This window comes from Sphaerochaeta associata (assembly GCF_022869165.1).
In the GTDB taxonomy this organism is placed as follows: Bacteria; Spirochaetota; Spirochaetia; order Sphaerochaetales; family Sphaerochaetaceae; genus Sphaerochaeta; species Sphaerochaeta associata.
This window is the reverse complement of record NZ_CP094929.1, coordinates 280,347-297,445: the sequence shown is the minus strand read 5'-3', so window position 1 is coordinate 297,445 and position 17,099 is coordinate 280,347. Positions and strand designations below refer to the sequence as shown.

The 17,099-nt window shown below is 49.0% G+C and carries 20 protein-coding genes; 11 read left to right on the top strand and 9 right to left on the bottom strand.

Going from position 1 to position 17,099, the window contains the following annotated elements:
• Positions 1-840: 840 nt before the first annotated feature.
• Positions 841-1,443, top strand: a complete 603-nt coding sequence (locus tag MUG09_RS01390) for a helix-turn-helix domain-containing protein (RefSeq protein WP_244772794.1) — start codon at positions 841-843, stop codon at positions 1,441-1,443.
• Here MUG09_RS01390 and MUG09_RS01385 read toward each other — a convergent pair.
• Together MUG09_RS01385 and MUG09_RS01380 are read right to left on the bottom strand one after the other, a co-directional pair.
• Positions 1,412-2,584 carry an MFS transporter gene (locus MUG09_RS01385; RefSeq protein ID WP_244772793.1) on the bottom strand — a complete coding sequence of 391 codons (1,173 nt, stop codon included), beginning with the start codon at positions 2,582-2,584 and terminating at the stop codon, positions 1,412-1,414. The genes MUG09_RS01390 and MUG09_RS01385 overlap by 32 nt on opposite strands.
• Complete coding sequence (locus tag MUG09_RS01380; RefSeq protein WP_244772792.1) at positions 2,571-3,338, bottom strand: BtpA/SgcQ family protein; 768 nt, start codon at positions 3,336-3,338, stop codon at positions 2,571-2,573. The genes MUG09_RS01385 and MUG09_RS01380 overlap by 14 nt, the downstream gene beginning before the upstream one ends.
• A 72-nt stretch (positions 3,339-3,410) precedes the next feature.
• Here MUG09_RS01380 and MUG09_RS01375 point away from each other — a divergent pair, with 72 nt between their 5' ends.
• Positions 3,411-4,139, top strand: a complete 729-nt coding sequence (locus MUG09_RS01375; RefSeq protein ID WP_244772791.1) for a GntR family transcriptional regulator — start codon at positions 3,411-3,413, stop codon at positions 4,137-4,139.
• A gap of 21 nt (positions 4,140-4,160) precedes the next feature.
• Here the strand turns inward: MUG09_RS01375 and MUG09_RS01370 are convergent, their stop codons facing one another.
• From MUG09_RS01370 to MUG09_RS01355, 4 genes are read right to left on the bottom strand one after another with little or no spacing between them, the layout of a single operon-like run.
• Entirely contained in the window at positions 4,161-4,997 is an 837-nt protein-coding gene (locus tag MUG09_RS01370; RefSeq protein WP_244772790.1) for a carbohydrate ABC transporter permease, read from the bottom strand.
• Positions 4,990-5,640 carry a carbohydrate ABC transporter permease gene (locus MUG09_RS01365; protein ID WP_244772789.1) on the bottom strand — a complete coding sequence of 217 codons (651 nt, stop codon included), beginning with the start codon at positions 5,638-5,640 and terminating at the stop codon, positions 4,990-4,992. The genes MUG09_RS01370 and MUG09_RS01365 overlap by 8 nt, the downstream gene beginning before the upstream one ends.
• Positions 5,641-5,652: 12 nt before the next feature.
• Positions 5,653-5,895 (bottom strand): hypothetical protein, encoded by a 243-nt coding sequence (locus MUG09_RS01360; protein WP_244772788.1) that lies wholly within the window; start codon positions 5,893-5,895, stop codon positions 5,653-5,655.
• A gap of 1 nt (position 5,896) precedes the next feature.
• Entirely contained in the window at positions 5,897-6,250 is a 354-nt protein-coding gene (locus MUG09_RS01355; RefSeq protein WP_244772787.1) for a hypothetical protein, read from the bottom strand.
• A gap of 665 nt (positions 6,251-6,915) precedes the next feature.
• On the opposite strand from MUG09_RS01355, the gene MUG09_RS01350 reads away from it, so the two are divergent.
• Positions 6,916-7,110, top strand: a complete 195-nt coding sequence (locus MUG09_RS01350) for a hypothetical protein (protein WP_244772786.1) — start codon at positions 6,916-6,918, stop codon at positions 7,108-7,110.
• Between the two features lie 114 nt (positions 7,111-7,224).
• Here the strand turns inward: MUG09_RS01350 and MUG09_RS01345 are convergent, their stop codons facing one another.
• Positions 7,225-8,007, bottom strand: a complete 783-nt coding sequence (locus MUG09_RS01345; protein WP_244772785.1) for a transglutaminase domain-containing protein — start codon at positions 8,005-8,007, stop codon at positions 7,225-7,227.
• A 365-nt stretch (positions 8,008-8,372) separates the two neighbouring features.
• Here MUG09_RS01345 and MUG09_RS01340 point away from each other — a divergent pair, with 365 nt between their 5' ends.
• The 5 genes from MUG09_RS01340 to MUG09_RS01320 all read left to right on the top strand — a co-directional run bounded on the left by MUG09_RS01340 (position 8,373) and on the right by MUG09_RS01320 (position 11,596).
• Positions 8,373-8,933, top strand: a complete 561-nt coding sequence (locus MUG09_RS01340; RefSeq protein ID WP_244772784.1) for a TetR/AcrR family transcriptional regulator C-terminal domain-containing protein — start codon at positions 8,373-8,375, stop codon at positions 8,931-8,933.
• Between the two features lie 86 nt (positions 8,934-9,019).
• The gene (locus MUG09_RS01335) at positions 9,020-9,337 is read left to right on the top strand and encodes a hypothetical protein (RefSeq protein WP_244772783.1); all 318 of its coding nucleotides are present in this window, start codon (positions 9,020-9,022) and stop codon (positions 9,335-9,337) included.
• Positions 9,338-9,361: 24 nt separating this feature from the next.
• The gene (locus MUG09_RS01330; RefSeq protein ID WP_244772782.1) at positions 9,362-10,384 is read left to right on the top strand and encodes a radical SAM protein; all 1,023 of its coding nucleotides are present in this window, start codon (positions 9,362-9,364) and stop codon (positions 10,382-10,384) included.
• The gene (locus MUG09_RS01325; protein WP_244772781.1) at positions 10,377-10,904 is read left to right on the top strand and encodes a hypothetical protein; all 528 of its coding nucleotides are present in this window, start codon (positions 10,377-10,379) and stop codon (positions 10,902-10,904) included. Before MUG09_RS01330 ends, MUG09_RS01325 begins: the two co-directional genes overlap by 8 nt.
• A 182-nt stretch (positions 10,905-11,086) precedes the next feature.
• Complete coding sequence (locus MUG09_RS01320) at positions 11,087-11,596, top strand: GGDEF domain-containing protein (RefSeq protein ID WP_244772780.1); 510 nt, start codon at positions 11,087-11,089, stop codon at positions 11,594-11,596.
• On the opposite strand, the gene MUG09_RS01315 is transcribed toward MUG09_RS01320, so the two are convergent.
• A complete protein-coding gene (locus MUG09_RS01315) occupies positions 11,591-12,424 on the bottom strand; it encodes a PIG-L deacetylase family protein (protein WP_244772779.1) in 834 nt (277 codons plus the stop codon). The genes MUG09_RS01320 and MUG09_RS01315 overlap by 6 nt on opposite strands.
• A 160-nt stretch (positions 12,425-12,584) precedes the next feature.
• Entirely contained in the window at positions 12,585-12,875 is a 291-nt protein-coding gene (locus MUG09_RS01310; protein WP_244772778.1) for an AbrB/MazE/SpoVT family DNA-binding domain-containing protein, read from the bottom strand.
• Positions 12,876-13,296: 421 nt separating this feature from the next.
• Between MUG09_RS01310 and MUG09_RS01305 the strand changes: the two genes are divergently transcribed.
• The 3 genes from MUG09_RS01305 (at position 13,297) to MUG09_RS01295 (ending at position 17,086) form a co-directional block, all read left to right on the top strand.
• Positions 13,297-13,470: a hypothetical protein gene (locus MUG09_RS01305; RefSeq protein WP_244772777.1), complete on the top strand. Its 174-nt coding sequence runs from the start codon at positions 13,297-13,299 to the stop codon at positions 13,468-13,470.
• 158 nt (positions 13,471-13,628) lie between these two features.
• On the top strand, positions 13,629-14,732 hold the full coding sequence (locus MUG09_RS01300; protein WP_244772776.1) for an AAA family ATPase: 1,104 nt from the start codon (positions 13,629-13,631) through the stop codon (positions 14,730-14,732).
• The gene (locus MUG09_RS01295) at positions 14,729-17,086 is read left to right on the top strand and encodes a S8 family peptidase (protein ID WP_244772775.1); all 2,358 of its coding nucleotides are present in this window, start codon (positions 14,729-14,731) and stop codon (positions 17,084-17,086) included. Before MUG09_RS01300 ends, MUG09_RS01295 begins: the two co-directional genes overlap by 4 nt.
• Positions 17,087-17,099 lie beyond the last annotated feature (13 nt).

Sequence of the window (17,099 nt, the reverse complement as noted above, 5' to 3'; positions counted from 1 at the left end):
GGATTCACTTTGAAATGAAGGTGGAAGAAATTACTTGATAATGTGTATTTCACCGCAGGCCTTGCAGACAAAGCTTCGCCATAGCAGACCAGAAGGAATGCATCGCAGAAGAAGCCTTGCGCTACACACCGGCTGCCGAAACAAACGCGATGTATATTCTTCCTGCAACCACAGCAGAACAAGAAGCGCTGTGTGTTACAAAAGAAAACCTGCAACCAAGGTAATAGTTACGAGTATGACAGAAGATTGAGCAAACCACCCCGGCTTTGAATGACATAGTAGCACTGCTTCTGATTTGCTTCAACAGAAAACGCACGATTTTCATTACAACTATGCAAAAAATGTAACAATTCATAGACAACATAGTATGTCTATCAGTAAAGAAATTAGCCCTTCTACCAGAAAACAAGTAAGGAATTTCCTACAGCCGAGCACGACAAAACAACCCTCTCAGCACACAAAAACCACCAAGTAAGTACCGTCAGAATTACACGATACAGCAAAAAGCACGCAAGCAAGCCATCTGGTTTATCCAGCATCTCAAAACCCTAGACAACAACTGTGTCATAGCTTGGCTCTACGTTTCCCAGTGGGCAGTAAATATTAGTACTTGCACATTGGCTTCGAGTAAAAATGGTGAGTAGCAAGGCCAAGGAGGAGAGGATACTCCGTGTATCTGATCCGACGAGAACGCAGCTACCCGACATTTGTGCCGAAGAAAATACAAGAACTAAGATTTGCAGACCACCATTACAAAGAAAATCATTTCCTCTTTTTGCTGAAGCAAACACTGATCCTTTCCTCCTTAGGAGCTAACAACTAACCTCGGAGGTAACCTCAATGCATTTTCAACAAGCACTCGTAACCATCATGGAAACCAGGAACGTAAGCCTGGAAGAATTAGCCGCGCGAACCAACGCGAATCCCAGGTGGCTGCTGGCCATTACAACCAATAGCGATTGGACACCAAAGCTGGACACCATCCTACGACTCTGCCATGCTCTCAGGTTCAACGTTTTCTCCTATCTGGCCTTGGCAGAGGTTGGTTCGCGCGGCTATAACCCTCAACCCTCAACCCTCAACCCTCAACCCTCAACCCTCAACCCTCAACCCTCAACCCTCAACCCTCAACCCTCAACCCTCAACCCTCAAGAGTCAAGAATTAGGAATCAGGACGGCTCTTTAGCAGAGCATCTGAACCAGATCATCGATCTTCAACCAAGGCATATCTCCATGGCGTTGCGCTCCTATCGGATTGAGTGCGGGTTCTCTTTGCGAACGCTGGAGAAGCTTACGCCCTTCAATGTGCACACCCTCTGCATGCGCGAAGGTGTGCGCTATGAGAACTATCCTACGGTAACGACGCTGTACTCATACTGTGATGCGTATGAGATCAGCTTGACTGAGTTTGTTAAACGGGCGTTTTCATATATTGGGTGTTAGGTGCTTGCTTGTCTCTTCCAACCAAGGCAACCATGACAAACCCCAACAAGCCTGCCACGAGGAAGGAGAGGTTGTACCCAAAGGAGTCGATGGCAAGGCCGAAGAGGAAGGGTGCAAGGGTTCTGCCGATGCTGATGGAAATCTGCTGGTAGTTGATCAAGGAAGTCTCCTTTTCGCTGGTCATTGAACCGATCACGACGGCATTGGTCACCGTCTCTACGAGACTGAAACCAAGGCCGAAACACACAGCGGAAAGCACCAAGCCGATCTTGGGGAGGGTGATGACCAGCAAACAGAGAACCAACGCACCATAGCCGATACGCAGGTATGCCTTGCTGTGTTCAAGCACCTTTCTTGAACGCAGCAGGCTCTGACTGAGAACCATCGCAGAAGCGAAGAGCAGAAAGTACCACGAGAACGAGTGACCCACTGTCACCGCATACAACGGCAGAAAACCAAGGACGATGATATCGACAATGCCGAGGTAGACATAGCAGAGGATGGGGTACCTGACCGGCAGGCCGGCCTTGGTTCTTTCTTGCGTAGGCAGTGCTTCGAGCTCACGGTTGCTATGAACCAGGGCCGAGCCTGCAAGCATGCAGACCAAGCTGAGAACGCTTACTGCAAAGGCAGCGCCATAGGCGGCAGAGAAGGAGTAGCGGGTGACAAGGAACTCGGCAATGAAGGGTGAAACAGCCAAGGAGAGCGGCATTGCATAGCCGGCAATGCTGGTATAGGAGACAAGCTGGGAGCTGCTCTTGGAAACCTTACGTACAAGTAGCAGGTAGTAGATTGGAAACAGGGCAAGAGGAATGCCATATACGGTCCGTATCAGGAACACCTGCACAGGATGGTCAGCAATGAGCAGGAGGGCTGTGATAAGGCAGAGAAAGGTGTGGGAAGCAAAGAGGATCCTGGTAAAGCCGACCTTCCTGAACAAGGGCGGGCAGACAAACCGAAAGGCAAAGGCAAGCGCCCCCATGGCTGCACTGCTGTAGCCGATGAGGGTCATGCTTGCGCCAAGCGAATCCAGATACAGGGGAATCGCAATGGTGAGCATATGGTTGTTGGCAAAGAAGAAGAATCCCCCGCACAGGATCAGGGCAAAGGGGAGCCTGGAATTGTTCTTACCTTCGGGCATGGGCAACCAGGTCCTTGATCTTCACCACACTCCAGCTCTCGGAGTCGGTATCGCTCTTCAGCGAGGAGCTCACGATCGCGCCATCGGCGATGCTGAACACCTCTTGTATGTTCTGCTTGGTCACACTGCCCCCGCAGATCGCCTTCGCCTGGGGGAAAGCCTTCTTCACTTCAGAGAGCATCTCAAGGGTCTGCTCATAATCCTTTCCCGTAATAACCAGACCATCGGCACCCTTCTGCAGGGCGAACTTGGCAGCCTGGACCAGGCTCAAGTCACCGAGGGGAACGCCGCAGCGGTCGAAGATATCGGCGAAGATCAGGGCCTCGATCCCCTGGGTCTTCTTATAGGAGTAGGCAGTATGGCACTGACCCTGCACAAGACCGCGGTCCTTGATCATGGTCCCGACATACGCCTTGATGCGGACAAACGAAGCCGCACTGGCATGGGCGACAGCCAGAATGGGCTCGGCCTCATCACACTCCATCTGCGAACCCAAGGCGATCGAGTCGACCTGGCTGGACACATAGCGGGTAAGGGCTGAAAGCATCGCAATGGACTGAGCGGTAGAGGGTCCCTCGGTCTGATCCTGCAGGAACACCCCGTCAAACCCACCCTCGGCAAAGATCCTGGCATTGCGCAAGGCATAAGCCTGGATCGCCTCAAAGCGGCTGCGATCGACCGCCCCCAAAAAGGAAGGGAGGTGGATCGCACCGAGTAAAAGCTTGCGCTCGGTATTCAGTTGTAATGTTGTCATGTTATTACTCCTATTCAATATTTACAGTTTTTCGATACTACAGTATGATTTTTACTTGTTGGAGGACGAAATATGACCAGTGGGACCATCCCCCTCAAGTACCAGATTGCTGAGAAAATCAAGAAAATGATTCAGAACAATGAGCTGAAACCCGGCGACACCGTCCCCTCCGAAGCAGAACTCTGCGACCTGTACAAGGTGAGCCGGACCACCGTCATCGCAGCACTGCAGATCCTCCAGAACGAGTCGTACATCCATCGCCAGCAAGGCAAGGGCACCTTCGTCTCCCCCAAGAAACTCGTACAGGACCTGAGCGCCTCCAATACCTTCTTTGGCAGCATCACGTCCAACAAGTCGGTCTCCCACTCCTCCAAAATCCTCCAGCTCAGGACGGTGAACGCCGACCTCAGCGTGGCGGAGAAGCTTGGGATTCCCGAACTCTCCAAGGTGGTCTTCATCAAGCGCCTGCGCATCATCGACGGCAACCCCATCGCCATCACGTGGTCCCACATCAAGTGGGAGTATGGCAGCAGGCTCCTGCAGGAGTCCCTGGACGACAACTTCTCCATCTACTCGTACATGCGTGATGCCTTCCTGCAGGAACCCAATCCCAGCCCCATCATCCTCACCGTCGGTGAGTACAACAGTGAGGATGCACACCTCATCGGATTGGAGAAGGGGGCGGTATGCTGCAGGACCGAATCGACCTCGCTGATCGGGGGCACCCCTTTTGAGTTCGCCCATACGGTGATGCGAGCCGACAAGTTCGAGTTTGTGATCAAGATCATCTCTTTCAAGTAATTTACTTAACAGCCCTCTTACCTACCCTTTCACACCTCCCAAGGTCAGTCCACCGACGAGGTGCTTCTGGATGATGAAAATCAGGATGGCCGGGGGGAGGATGAGCACCGATGCGATGGCGGCGATCTGCCCCCAGTGCACCACGTACTCACCGACGTACTGGGAGGCTTCCACCGAAAGCACCCGCGTCTTGGTCGGAGCCAGGATCAGGGCGTAGAAGAAGTGGTTCCATGCTCCGGTGATGTTGTACACACTGGTCACGATCATTCCCGACCGGGCCAGAGGCAGGGAGATGTGCAAGAAGGAGTAGAGGTTGGAACACCCGTCTATGCGGGCCGCCTCCTCGATGCTCTTGGGAATCCCGTCGAAGAAGGAGATCAAGAGCCAGATGGTATTGGGAAGCAGGAATCCCACATAGGCCAGGATGAGGCCTTCAATGGTGTCGATGATCCCCAGCTTTGCAAACATAATGAACAGGGGAAGAGCGATGACCACCGGCGGCAGAACGCGCATGATGAGCGTACCGTACAACATCGGCTTGCCGCCGGTGTGGTAGCGGGAGATGCTGAAGGCCGCCATGGAGCCGAACAGCTGGGTGATGACCGTTGCAAACGAGGCTACGATGACGGTATTGAGCACCACCTTGGAGAACGCTGAGGAGGAGAAGATTACCTTGTAATTCTCCAAGCTCGGGATGAAGAGCCACTTCGGGGGGATCGAGAAGACATCGCGCCCTGTCTTGATGGAGGTGAGGATCATCCAGAAGGGAGGGAGGGCGAGCATGAACACAATGAAGGCAGCTACAATATAAGCCGGCACATGCTTGTACCGTGATTTGCCGATTTCCAAATTAACCATTGCTTTCCCCCGACATGGAACGGATCAACCTGCTTGCAAGCAGGAGCGTGATGGTGGTCAGTATGAGCGCCTGGGCGGCACCCGTACTGAAGTCCTGACTCTCGAACGAGGTCAAGTACAGCTGCAATGAGAACACCCGCGTGGACACCCCGGGTCCCCCTTGGGTGAGGGTGTAGATGATGTCGAACTCACGGAAGGCGTCAATCGCCCTGAGCATGACCACGATCGAAATGACCGGGCTCAGCGACGGCAGCGTGATGAGGGTGAAGGAGCGCCAGCGCCCTGCCCCATCGACCTGGGCAGCCTCAAAGGGCTCGGGAGGCAGTGCACTCAGGCCTCCGAGCAGCACCAGCATTACAAAGCTCACCCCCCACCAGATCTGTACCATGCACACCGATATGAAGGCGAACGTCGATTGGCTCAGCCAGGGAATTGCATCGATGCCGAAGAGGCTGAGGAAGTAGTTGATGATCCCCCACTGGTTGTTCAGCAGCATCCGCCAGAACAGGCCTACCGCCACGGGGGTCATCATCATCGGAATGAGGACGACCACCGTCAGAAGGCCCCTGCCCTTCAGGGCGGTGTTCAGGGTGAGGGCACCGATCATGCCCAATACCAGCTGGCCGGTGACGGTGACCAGCATGAAGACAAACGTTCAGACCAGTGCATCGGTGACCGTCTTGTCCCCCAACGTCTTGATGAAATTGTCCAGTCCGACAAACTTCCAATTGCTGGAGGTGAAGTTGAGCATATTCACCTTGTGCAGGCTGAGGTTTACGTTGAAGAAGAGCGGATACACCACCAAGCCAAGCAATACTGCCATGGCAGGAATGATGAAAACAATGTGGATCCGGTCATCGAACCAGGAGAAAAGTCGTTGCGATGTTGTTTTTTCCATACTAGTGGGCTCCAAAGAATAGTACTTGTAGATTGGCTTCGAGTAAAAACGGTGGGGAGCAAGGCCGAGGAGGAGAAGCTGTCACCGACATCCGAGCCGACGAGAACGCAGCTACCTGGCATTTGAGCCGAAGGAAATGAAAGAAATAGGATTTACAGACCACAAAGTCCTTGCTGCCTGCAAGCAGGGTGGTGTTGTAGGCGCTGCGATAGTTCGCTCTTCCCTGAATCACGATGGAAACCGTTTTGCCGGTTGTATCCTTGTACGCCTGTGCAGCTGCCTCTGTCTGCCCTCCGGCAAACAGGCTGCCGACAACTACAAGACTCAATACCAGTATTCCAAGTACCTTTTTCATAAGATCTCCTTTTAACTTGTAGTATCAATACATCATCCTACCAAGAGGAAGTCAACAGGAATCATACACTCGCGCAACCGGAGGTTTTGGCCTTCAGGTTGCCTTCAATTACTTCCATAAAAGCATTTATGTTCTTTTTCTATAATTTTTTAACGCTTCTTTACCCTTTCAACTCGTGGTTATTCAATGCTCTTGGCAGAGGAAAGACACGGGGGTGCGTCCAGAGTTTCTTCTTGTCACTACAAGTTAATGACTTGCTTCATTTTTACCCATGACCTGTTTCTACACACGTGGGAACCAGATGTCGCAACAAAGCAACAGGTCCATAGAACAGGAAAGATTCATAAAGCAGGCATGCTCATTCATGTTCGTCGGACACCTGCATCCCCCAAACAACCCGACTCTCTTTCCTGTTCCCGGATTCCCCTCCATGACAATCTGGTCCTTGTCAGCCTATTCCCTCATGGCATATGAAGTAAGGAAATTCCTACAGGTGTAAAACCTCTTTTTCCGCTACCCTACGAGTGAGCGTGTCGACACGGTACGGCTATGGATGCAAGAGTTTCGGAGTTTGGAGAGCAGGGAAGCAACCCCACTCATTTCCATCGCCTTCATTCCTTGCAGGAAGAGTGTGCAGTCGATTGACCACAAGGATTAGGATTGCAATGTTACACTACGATGTTCGCGTCAAGCTGGAAGCCCCTTTTGACTATTGCCGGATTTTTCATCTCCCGGACAATCCCAAAATCGCGTCCTACACCCGATTACTATGGTACGGCTATGACGAAGAAGGCCCTTCGGTATACCGTCAGGACCCTAAGACTGGAGAAGTGGTCCGCATTGATTTCCTCAGAGCATGACCGGCTTCAGTGTTGTTCACCAATCACTTGTCGTGACAAAGCAGTAGATGTAGGAAGTATAGATGCCATACAGCCCACTGGTTTGGATTACTACTTATTCAATGACTGAAGCGTTCAGCTTCTCTTCAAATCTGAAAGTTCTTGTAATCGTGGTTCAACGAACCCGCTTGCAAGAGGCGTCCGATTTCCCCTCAGCGCTGCAATACGCTTGTTCAAACGGGGTCTGAGAACTCTCTGGTAGAGCCTTGTCCGGGAGCGTTTGTGGATTTCAGGATGGGCTTGGAAGAGTGTGTCAGGGTCATCGAAGAGACCAAGCTCACAGACAAAGGCCTTGGCCTGGATGGAGGTTTGTCCTCCTTCCCACCTGGTGGGAGGATTGCGGAAGTTCAGCACGGCTATGCCGTACCCGTAGAAACTCCCGCTGTAGTCGGGAAACATCGCCTGCAATTCGCCTAAGTAGAAACGGTCGACCGCATACCCTTCGATGGTCAACCAACGACCATTGTAGAACATCTGCATTGCAGTATGGTAGATATCGGGGGGACACAGCTTGTAAGCGAGCCAGCCAAGCAGGCCGCGATGAATGACCTTGTCGATTAGGTCGGCTTGCACCCGGCAAGGGATACCTAATGCACGCAACAGCGCCATCAGGAGGATGGTCTTGTCCAGATTGCTTCCCATACCCTGTTTCAGGACCTTGGAAGCAGGAATTTGAAAATCAGGGCAGTAGCCGTAGAGCACCTCATCTTTTACATACTGATAAACGGCTTCAACACGATCGTAGACCGACTCCAGGTTTGCCCACCCTCTCTGGTGGAGCAGGTGCCGTATGGCAATGTTGTCGAAATCCAGCAGTGCCGTAGGCTGAAGATAGTGTGCTGAATGTATTGTCTGCATGTGCCGGCCCTCCCTGCTGGTAGCGTTCAACTTATGGCATAGTAGTATCACAACAGTCTTATGTCAACACTAAAATATATTTTTCCAAATAGGATACTATTACTTGCACAAAAATAAGACAAATTGGTCAATTATCTTATTTCTTCAAAGAATTACAAGGTAAATCTTATGCGTAACTTATGTCATCTTAGTATCACAATTCTAGACTAACATCTTTTTATCCCTACTATGCAAGGTATATCAATCGAAAAATATAGGGATTACAATCTTGATATGTCATATGTTTGACAGCCACGAAAAACCCAATCATAGCCGGGATATGCAGAATATTTCACGATGTTCGATTCTATGAGTATACTAGACACATGTCTAATTCTGTGATTACCAAACGAGCATTGGCAGCGGCGCTGAAGGAGCTGCTGCAAACCACGACGATAGAGAAAATCTCCATCGCCGAGATTTGTCAGCGATGCGGCCTGAACCGCAAGAGCTTCTACTACCATTTCCAGGACAAGTACCAACTGGTCAATTGGATTTTTGCCCAGGAAATCGGCGACACCTTGCTTGAGACAAAGCAGACTACCGTACACACCCAGCTCAGCCTTGCTTTCTGCACCTACCTGTATGAGAACCGCATGTTCATCCTCAATGCCTTGCATGCAAGCGGCAGCGGTACGTTCTACGATTACCTGTGCCAACAAATCCAACCCCTGATCAAGCGGACCCTGGCAACATCGCAGAAATCCATCCTCAATACCGACGATGCTGCAAGCATGGTCAGCCAGTCATTTCTTTCTGCTGTGTACTTGTGGCTCAGACGCACGCCACCGGAGAAGCCACAGGCGTTCCTCTCCGAGCTCATCAGCGTTGCAGAAGTACTGTCGGTTCGCATCCAACAACTGCTCGATCCTCCTCCAATGCAGTGAGGCTGTCCCATTTTGGGACAGTTGTCCTCTTTTGACCATGGAAAAGTCCGTACCACGGCAGCATGGTGAATACAGGAGTACAGAACATGGTCAACAAAGCAAAGCAGAAAGCAGCACAGCACCTGGCCGTCATGGCATACAAATGCCTGCAGGAGAATCCTGAGGCAGGGCTTCCCAAACTGCTCAAGCTCTTCGATGTCCTCGATACCAAGGATTCCTATAAGAGCGGCAGGGATTTCATCCGTACAATACTCCGCGACCCTTCAAATACGTGGTATCGCTACTTGCTTGCAATCTGGGAGGACGTCGACAGCGAGGTCCGCTTCACCTTCTTTCAAACCTTTTTTCTCAACTCCCTGCTCAAAGGAAGGGAGGATCAACGGCTTTTAAGGGAGGAACACTAGTGCAACCTTCCCTGGGCGATACTGGTGGACCCAACGACAAGTTGCAACCTTCATTGCACCGGGTGCTGGGCGGCCGACTATGAGAAGGGCACCTATCTCTCCTATGAAATCCTTGACGCATTGATGGAGGAAGGCAAGAACCTTGGCACGTTTATGTACCTGTTCAGCGGCGGCGAACCGCTGATGCGCAAAAGCGACATCATCGCCCTGTGCGAAGCACACCCCGACTGTTGCTTCCTGGCATTCACCAACGGCACCTTGATCGATGAGGCGTTCGCCTCGGCGATGCTGCGGGTGAAGAATCTCTCTGTTGCAATCAGCATCGAGGGGGATGAGGCGGCAACCGATGAGCGCAGGGGTAAAGGAACCTACGCCAAGGCAATCAAGGCAATGTCGATACTCAAGCGTTACAAGCTGCTCTACGGCATCAGTTGCTGCTACACGTCACAGAATGTACAGACGATCGGGAGCGAGGCATTCATCGACTCCATGCTCGAACTAGGGGCGAAGTTTGCCTGGTTCTTCACCTACATCCCCATAGGTAGGGATGCGGTACCATCGCTTATGGTTTCTGCCGGGCAACGTGCCTTCATGTACCAGCAAGTACGCTCTTTTCGGAAATCAAAACCCATCTTTACGATGGACTTCTGGAACGACGGTGAGTATGTCGACGGTTGCATTGCCGGCGGCAGGTGCTATGTGCATATCAACGCACAGGGCGATATCGAACCGTGTGCGTTCATCCACTACAGCGACAGCAACATCTACACGACCAGTCTTCTGGATGCCTTCAAACGCCCGTTGTTCCAACAGTACAAAGAGCGGCAACCGTTCAACAATAACCCTCTCCGCCCCTGCCCGCTTCTGGACAACCCCGAGCAATTGAGAGAGATGGTCCATGCCAGCGGTGCGGTTTCCACCGACCTCGCCTCTGTCGAGTCGGTGGATGACCTGACTGCCAAGTGCGACCAAGCAAGCAAGGACTGGGCTGTTTCGGCTGATCGTCTTTGGGAGGACCACGCCACCTCCAGCATACTATGTGTTTGAGAATGTAAAGAAAATTCTCATTGAAGAGACACAGAGCAAGGCGACTGATATCGCAGTCAGTATAGCTTCGTTCCTGGTGCAGGAAATTGAGTCCTACCGCATGCTTTCAGAGTCTTCTTCCCTACGTATCGACGATCCCTCCTACCTGTATTACCTCGAGACTAATTCAGTCTTGAGGGCGATCAGGAAACAGACCGATACCTCCTACATCTTCACGGCAAGGTACATCGACGAGCAGAACAAGGCATACGTACTGGACGGAGAGTGTCCTGACAGCGAATTCTTCTCTCCCTTCGGCAGCCGGGATGGATTGAACGATGCGGAACTGCAGGTGTACCAAACAGCACAGGTGGGTGCGAGCGGCATTGTGGAGGACCCCGTCTGGGGAGCATACCTGACCGGGTACGCTCCCATTGTCGACCCACGCGACAACATATTGGTAGGATGGGTCGGCGTCGACTACGATGCAGACTTCTTCTCCATCAGGTCGGCCCGTGTCTCGTGGATTCAAGTGGGCTGAAAATCCCATTTCTTTCATTTTCTTCGGCACAAACGTCGGGTAGCTACGTTCTCGTCGGATCAGATATCGTAGATATCTTCTCCTCCTCGGCCTTGCTACTCACCGTTTTCGCTCGAAGCCTCTATAAAAATAATAGTCTTTACAGCCCACGGGTCTTCTGCTTCACGTTCTTCATTCTCAGTATGACGGTCATCCTCTACTATGTGATTGTGGCGATTCATAAGAAGTCAGCAACCGATTATTTGACCAAGCTGGGCAATAAACGCTCGTTCAGCCATACCGTGGAAGCTCTGTTTCGCGATGCGCAGCACTCCAACAGAGCTTTTGCGCTGCTGATGATCGATGTAAACAGATTCAAGCAGATCAATGACACGTTCGGCCACCCTGCCGGCGATGCTGTGCTGAAGCACATTGCCGGGGCTTTGGCTGCAGCCATGGAGTCGCCAAGAGGCTGCTTCCGTTATGGAGGTGACGAATTCGCAATCCTGCTTGTAAATGCATCACCATCCACTGTTGAGTTGTCCAGAGCTGCGATTCATGAGGAGATCGAGGCGCTTACCATCGATGAGCTGCATGGATACCGGGTGTCGGTGAGCATCGGGACGGCAATGTGGGAGAAGGGAAAGACTCTACAGGACTTGATCGACGAAGCCGACCAAGACCTGTATGAGCAGAAGAAATTGCGTTCATGACCGCACAGTGATGGGTAATCCCTTCCCTACATACGGCACAAAGCGCTTGAAGCCCTCTGCGTACTCAATGTTCAGCTTTGTCCAGATGCGTGCCTGGAAGGCACGGTGCTTGGCAAAATGCACATAGAAGTCTCCCAGCTGAGGCTGGCAGCCGAACTTTGCTATGGCCTGCATTTTCTTCTCTTGGTTGGCAGAGATGTCGACATAGAAGTCAGGGTCGAACTTGTTGAACTCACTCATGGGAACCGTAGGCTCGAAGAAGTAGATGTTCGGGTAGTAATGGGCCGGGGTACCTGGCAGAGCACCGAGCTGTGATGCACTGTTGCAGGCCATTACCACGGCGTTGCCAGTATTGGCATGGTCGGGGTTGGTGGGGTCGACCGTCCAATGGGTGAGAATAATCTCGGGCCTGATCTGAAGCACCCGTTTTATGAGATAGCGCGTACGCTCGACATCGATCACCAAGGGGTAGTCGTCCCAGTCAAGAAACTCAATGGTGGCTCCTAAGGTTTTTGCTGCTTCTGTGGATTCTCTCTTTCGGAGCTCTGAACAAGCTTCATAACTCCCCTCTGGATTATTCTTCCAATATCCGCCCGACTCACCGCGGACTCCGCAGGTAAGAGCCAGGACGTGTACGCTAAAGCCTTGTTGCACTAAGTTGAGTATTGTTCCCCCGCTTCGGGTACAGTAGTCTGCTGCATGGGCGCTGACTACCAGGACATTGTTTGCTGCCATACCTTTCCTTTCTTCATGTTTCGTCGGCTCGGCCATCGGCGACAGCCTCGCCTCCTCAGTCTCATCCTGCTGCCCTTTCGCTCGAAAGAGCATGCAGACAACACCCTATGATAGACCAAAGGGGTATGGCAGGGCTACTGAGCAATTGAGTTTTATAAGAAACGGCAGGTTTGTATAAAAGACGCCTCCGTCTTGTATAAGAAACCGGCCTTTCGTATTAAACTCGTGCCCGTTCATCACTGCTTGAAATCAATCAGACTTCCTTGCCGATTGTTCCAAAAAAGTGCTCGCCATGCATGTTTTGTGGCGTAATGCGAGTTATTAGTTCTTCCAATTGCTCCTGGCGGCTCTTCGTAATCAGGAGTCCTTCTACATTCAGGGATACCTCGACAAGTGAGCCATCGTGCAAGTCCATGGCTTCAATGAATGCAGAAGGAATTTGTAGGCCTAAGCCATCACCCCATGTTCGTACTACTACATTCAAGATTGCTCTCTTCTTTCCGCTTTTTGGTTCTGCATGCTGCTTACCGTACACATCACTCATTGTCCACGTCCACCTATCTTTGGACAATGATCAGACATTCATAACAGCATGCTTTTCCCACCAGCTCCAGCTGTTCAAGGCGATATTGAAACCATCAAAGCCTTGACTCTTGGTTGATTATACCCGATACAATGTATGCAGTCAGTGGCGGTAGGATTGACCCCACGTAAAAAACAAAAAAGTCCGAACAGAATGAGATGGTGGTAGGGTTGCCCCATGAAAAAAATAGAAGAACCCAAACAGAATTGATTTAGCCAAAAAAATCTTCTTGATGAAAGTAATATGGCGTAATTCTCCCCTTACGTGGCATGAATGGCATTGTAAACGTAGGGCATTCATGGTTCTCAACAGGATCAGCTGCAATTTGGTTTATGGAATGCTGTATACTTGGTATGGGGTGAGTCCAAGAGGGGGTTAATCTATGGACGAGAAGGCAATTACTTCATTCATTGCAGAGTTCGAATCCTATATGGCAAGTGTCATTACTTCCAAGGAGAAAGCCCGCAAGTTCCTTCAGGATGCAGGAATCTATACTAAGAGGGGTCGTTTGAGAAAGGAATACAGAAGCCCCAGTGCTGGACTGGATGCTCGGTGAGAGTCTTCAGTCTCTGATAACCATGTAATCACGTATTGCAGTTTTAATAACGCTTAATTGATACTTGCCAACGCTTATCTGTATTTTAATAACAATACCATTGCTTTCACTTCCATTGTCTGGTAGCGTATGCATAGAATCGACAAGTGAGAAATACTATGTATACAGAAATCATCAAGATCATTGAAGGCGGCTTGGCAAACGATAGAGAGAAAATTATCAATTATGCCAATGTTCTGGCAAACAACCTAAAGCAAAGCGGCGATGCGTCGATTGCACACAGGATTGAGACAATACTACAAAAGAAACAAGGTACCTTTACGACACTCGACAGCTTCTCAACAAAGCCGGTAGATACTGAAAGTCGGATGGATATTGTTGAGATAACGATGCCCACCGGACTACCAGAACAGATGATACTCAACACATATGCAAAGGAGGCAATGGATACCTTTATTGCAAGCTACAGGTCCAGGGATGCTCTATTGAAAGCCGGGCTCGATGTTCCAAATTCACTTTTACTGTATGGCCCCCCGGGTTGTGGGAAGACTACTATGGCTCATTATATATCCAGCATCACATCTCTTCCTTTGGTTACTGCTCGACTGGATGGACTTGTCTCCTCATTGCTGGGCAGTACAGCAAAGAATATCAGGAAACTATTCGACTATGCCTCACAGAGAGATTGCATCCTATTCCTTGATGAATTCGATGTCATCGCAAAACTGCGAGACGATAAGAATGAACTTGGGGAACTGAAACGGGTCGTCAACAGTCTCATCCAAAATATTGACATGTTCAGCAATAACAGTATCTTAATCGCTGCTACAAACCATCATGAAATGTTGGATAGCGCCATATGGAGAAGGTTTTCAACGGTTATTACCTTGGGAAGGCCACAGAAGGAAGAGATAGCATCATTACTGAAGGCTCTGCTTGAGACCAAGGAAACCAACTTTATGCAGAACCCCAAAAAGAAGGAAGCCATCGTGTCTGCTCTCCAAGGATTCAGTCATTCAGAAATCAAAACGATTATTCACATGGCTCTGAAACATATGATTCTGAGTGATAGGTCATGCTTATCTAGTTGTGACGTCCTCAAGCAGATTTACTTCCATACCTACCATGCAATCGAGGATGAGCATGGTTTTATCGACTTTCTCCTTGAGCATGGAGCAACTCACAGGGAGATCAACGAGGAAGCCAATATCCCATTAAGAACAATCCAGAATGTTTCAAAAAGAAGGAGTGTTAAATCATGAAACCAGAGAAACTGCCGATTATTCGCTTCTCGCATAGGAAAATCGATGAGCAACGCACGGAAGGGAGAGGAGATAATACTCCTCCAAAATGGCTTTTACCCGACGAAATGCTTATCCCTCATTCAAAAAAATTGCTCACTGAATTTCAAAGCTTCTCCAACCAATTCAGTAAGCGTATGAAGGATCAATCAACTGTTCCCTTTGTGTTTTTGGTAAAATTATTCGAGAAAGCAACTGCAAAATCCAGACGTGCATACATAGTCGATTTATTTCAGGATGAACGTAAGAACAGCATTATCGGTCTTGTTGATACCGACAAGCTTTTAGTAAAGCTGGATTCTTCCGACCATGACAGGACCATTCAGAGTAAAATTAACGACTACCAAAGTAACCGCAGAGCCCTTTCTTGCATCGAATCCTTTTTAGATTTTTCCCCTATACTGTATAAATCGGAAGAAGAATCTTCGTGCTCCTATAAAGTCAAGCTGATCGATTATCAAGATTATGAACTGAATCTGGCCATACAAAGACAATTTGAACAGACTCTTCAAACAAGTTCCATTGAATTTAATAAAACGTTGTATACAAGCCAGCTACCGATATATAAAGTAGGGAACATTGCATCAACAGTACTGGATTCCTTCCAGCACGATGATACATACGACATGATATTCTCAATTGAGCCTATGCCCCGATACACAATTTCTCTCGATTCATTGAGCCAAGATAGTGACATTGCTATCCTAACACCAAAACCTGATGTTAATTATAAAACTTTAGGGATTCTGGATAGTGGAATCGCCGGTATCCCGCATATAGCTCCCTGGTTATCAGAAAAAAGTTGGAGTCCATACCCATCGTCTGCAATCAATAAAGATCATGGGACATTTATTGCAGGAATAGCTCTTTATGGTGACACTTGTGAAGAACATGATTGGATAGGACATTCAGGCATCAAGCTCTTTGATGCTACTGTAGTCCCGGATACTTCCAAAGAAGGGCTCGAGGAAGATGAATTAATCCACAATATTCAAGAAGCTATTACAGCCAACCAAACCGATGTAAAAATATGGAACATCTCGATAAGCATCACACATCCGGTTAAGGACAATAGGTTTTCTGATTTTGCACTTGCTCTCGACAATCTTCAAGATAGATACAATATTCTCATTTGCAAATCCACAGGAAATTGTGATAATTTCTTGCATGGTAAACCAAAGGGAAGAATCTATGAAGGAGCGGATTCTGTCCGATCGTTAGTTGTTGGCTCTCTGGCTCACAAGAAAGGACTTCATGACATTTCTGACATTGATAATCCTTCCCCATTTACGCGTATTGGTCCAGGCCCAGAATTCATAATCAAGCCTGAAGTATCTCATTATGGAGGAAATGCCGGTATTTTCCCCAATGGAAAGCTTTCCACAACTGGAGTTACATCGTTTACGGCAAAAGGCAATTTAGCTACTGATTGTGGAACAAGTTTTTCAACTCCACGCATAGCATCATTAGCAACTGGGTTATATCAAAAGCTAGATAGTGAATTTGATCCTTTACTTCTCAAAGCCCTGATTATACATTCTGCATCGTATTCTAAGAATTTAAAGATTCCTGAGACTGAACGTAGCAAACAATTAGGATTTGGTGTCCCCAAAAACATCCAAGAAATACTATTTAATGACCCATATGAGGTAACCCTCATTCTTCGAGAAACTCTTTATAAGAGGCATTTTATTGATATCATGGATTTCCCAATGCCTCAGGGATTGATACGGGATGGGTTGTATACCGGACAAGTTATCGCAACATTGGTATACGAACCAATTCTTGATGCAACACAAGGGCCAGAATATTGCCAGTCAAATATTGATATAAAATTCGGATCCTACGACGAGAAAGCAAGCAGAGATATTAGCAAACCAACTATACTGAATCCAGTTGGACATGCTGGGGCTCAAAATTTATTGGTAGACACCATGTATAGTAGGACCAAAATGCGGAGTAATCAGGACAGTTTTGCACTTAAAGAACGTTTACTGATCAAGTATGCCGACAAGTATTATCCAGTTAAAAAATACGCTGTTGATTTCGATGACATGTCCGATACAAACAAGCATAAGTATCTTACTCAAGAGAAGCTGTGGTATTTACAGTTGAAAGGACTCTATAGAAACCATACTGAACAGAAAGCTGCTTTTGAGTCAAGAAACCTCTCCCAGGAATTGTGTTTAGTCATGACAATCAGAGACCCGGAAAAGCAAGTCGCTGTATATGATGCTGTCACACAAGCCTTAGATCTCAATAATTTCTGGCATGACAACATCAGGCTGACAAGTGAGGTATCTGTATCAGTGTAATATACTATGAATC

Bases quoted from the DNA above. Each gene is read 5' to 3' on its own strand.
- MUG09_RS01390 (WP_244772794.1), top strand. From the start codon at position 841: ATGCATTTTCAACAAGCACTCGTAACCATCATGGAAACCAGGAACGTA.
- MUG09_RS01385 (WP_244772793.1), bottom strand. From the start codon at position 2,584: ATGCCCGAAGGTAAGAACAATTCCAGGCTCCCCTTTGCCCTGATCCTG.
- MUG09_RS01380 (WP_244772792.1), bottom strand. From the start codon at position 3,338: ATGACAACATTACAACTGAATACCGAGCGCAAGCTTTTACTCGGTGCG.
- MUG09_RS01375 (WP_244772791.1), top strand. From the start codon at position 3,411: ATGACCAGTGGGACCATCCCCCTCAAGTACCAGATTGCTGAGAAAATC.
- MUG09_RS01370 (WP_244772790.1), bottom strand. From the start codon at position 4,997: ATGGTTAATTTGGAAATCGGCAAATCACGGTACAAGCATGTGCCGGCT.
- MUG09_RS01365 (WP_244772789.1), bottom strand. From the start codon at position 5,640: ATGCTGGTCACCGTCACCGGCCAGCTGGTATTGGGCATGATCGGTGCC.
- MUG09_RS01360 (WP_244772788.1), bottom strand. From the start codon at position 5,895: ATGGAAAAAACAACATCGCAACGACTTTTCTCCTGGTTCGATGACCGG.
- MUG09_RS01355 (WP_244772787.1), bottom strand. From the start codon at position 6,250: ATGAAAAAGGTACTTGGAATACTGGTATTGAGTCTTGTAGTTGTCGGC.
- MUG09_RS01350 (WP_244772786.1), top strand. From the start codon at position 6,916: ATGTTACACTACGATGTTCGCGTCAAGCTGGAAGCCCCTTTTGACTAT.
- MUG09_RS01345 (WP_244772785.1), bottom strand. From the start codon at position 8,007: ATGCAGACAATACATTCAGCACACTATCTTCAGCCTACGGCACTGCTG.
- MUG09_RS01340 (WP_244772784.1), top strand. From the start codon at position 8,373: ATGTCTAATTCTGTGATTACCAAACGAGCATTGGCAGCGGCGCTGAAG.
- MUG09_RS01335 (WP_244772783.1), top strand. From the start codon at position 9,020: ATGGTCAACAAAGCAAAGCAGAAAGCAGCACAGCACCTGGCCGTCATG.
- MUG09_RS01320 (WP_244772780.1), top strand. From the start codon at position 11,087: ATGACGGTCATCCTCTACTATGTGATTGTGGCGATTCATAAGAAGTCA.
- MUG09_RS01315 (WP_244772779.1), bottom strand. From the start codon at position 12,424: ATGCTCTTTCGAGCGAAAGGGCAGCAGGATGAGACTGAGGAGGCGAGG.
- MUG09_RS01310 (WP_244772778.1), bottom strand. From the start codon at position 12,875: ATGAGTGATGTGTACGGTAAGCAGCATGCAGAACCAAAAAGCGGAAAG.
- MUG09_RS01305 (WP_244772777.1), top strand. From the start codon at position 13,297: ATGGACGAGAAGGCAATTACTTCATTCATTGCAGAGTTCGAATCCTAT.
- MUG09_RS01300 (WP_244772776.1), top strand. From the start codon at position 13,629: ATGTATACAGAAATCATCAAGATCATTGAAGGCGGCTTGGCAAACGAT.
- MUG09_RS01295 (WP_244772775.1), top strand. From the start codon at position 14,729: ATGAAACCAGAGAAACTGCCGATTATTCGCTTCTCGCATAGGAAAATC.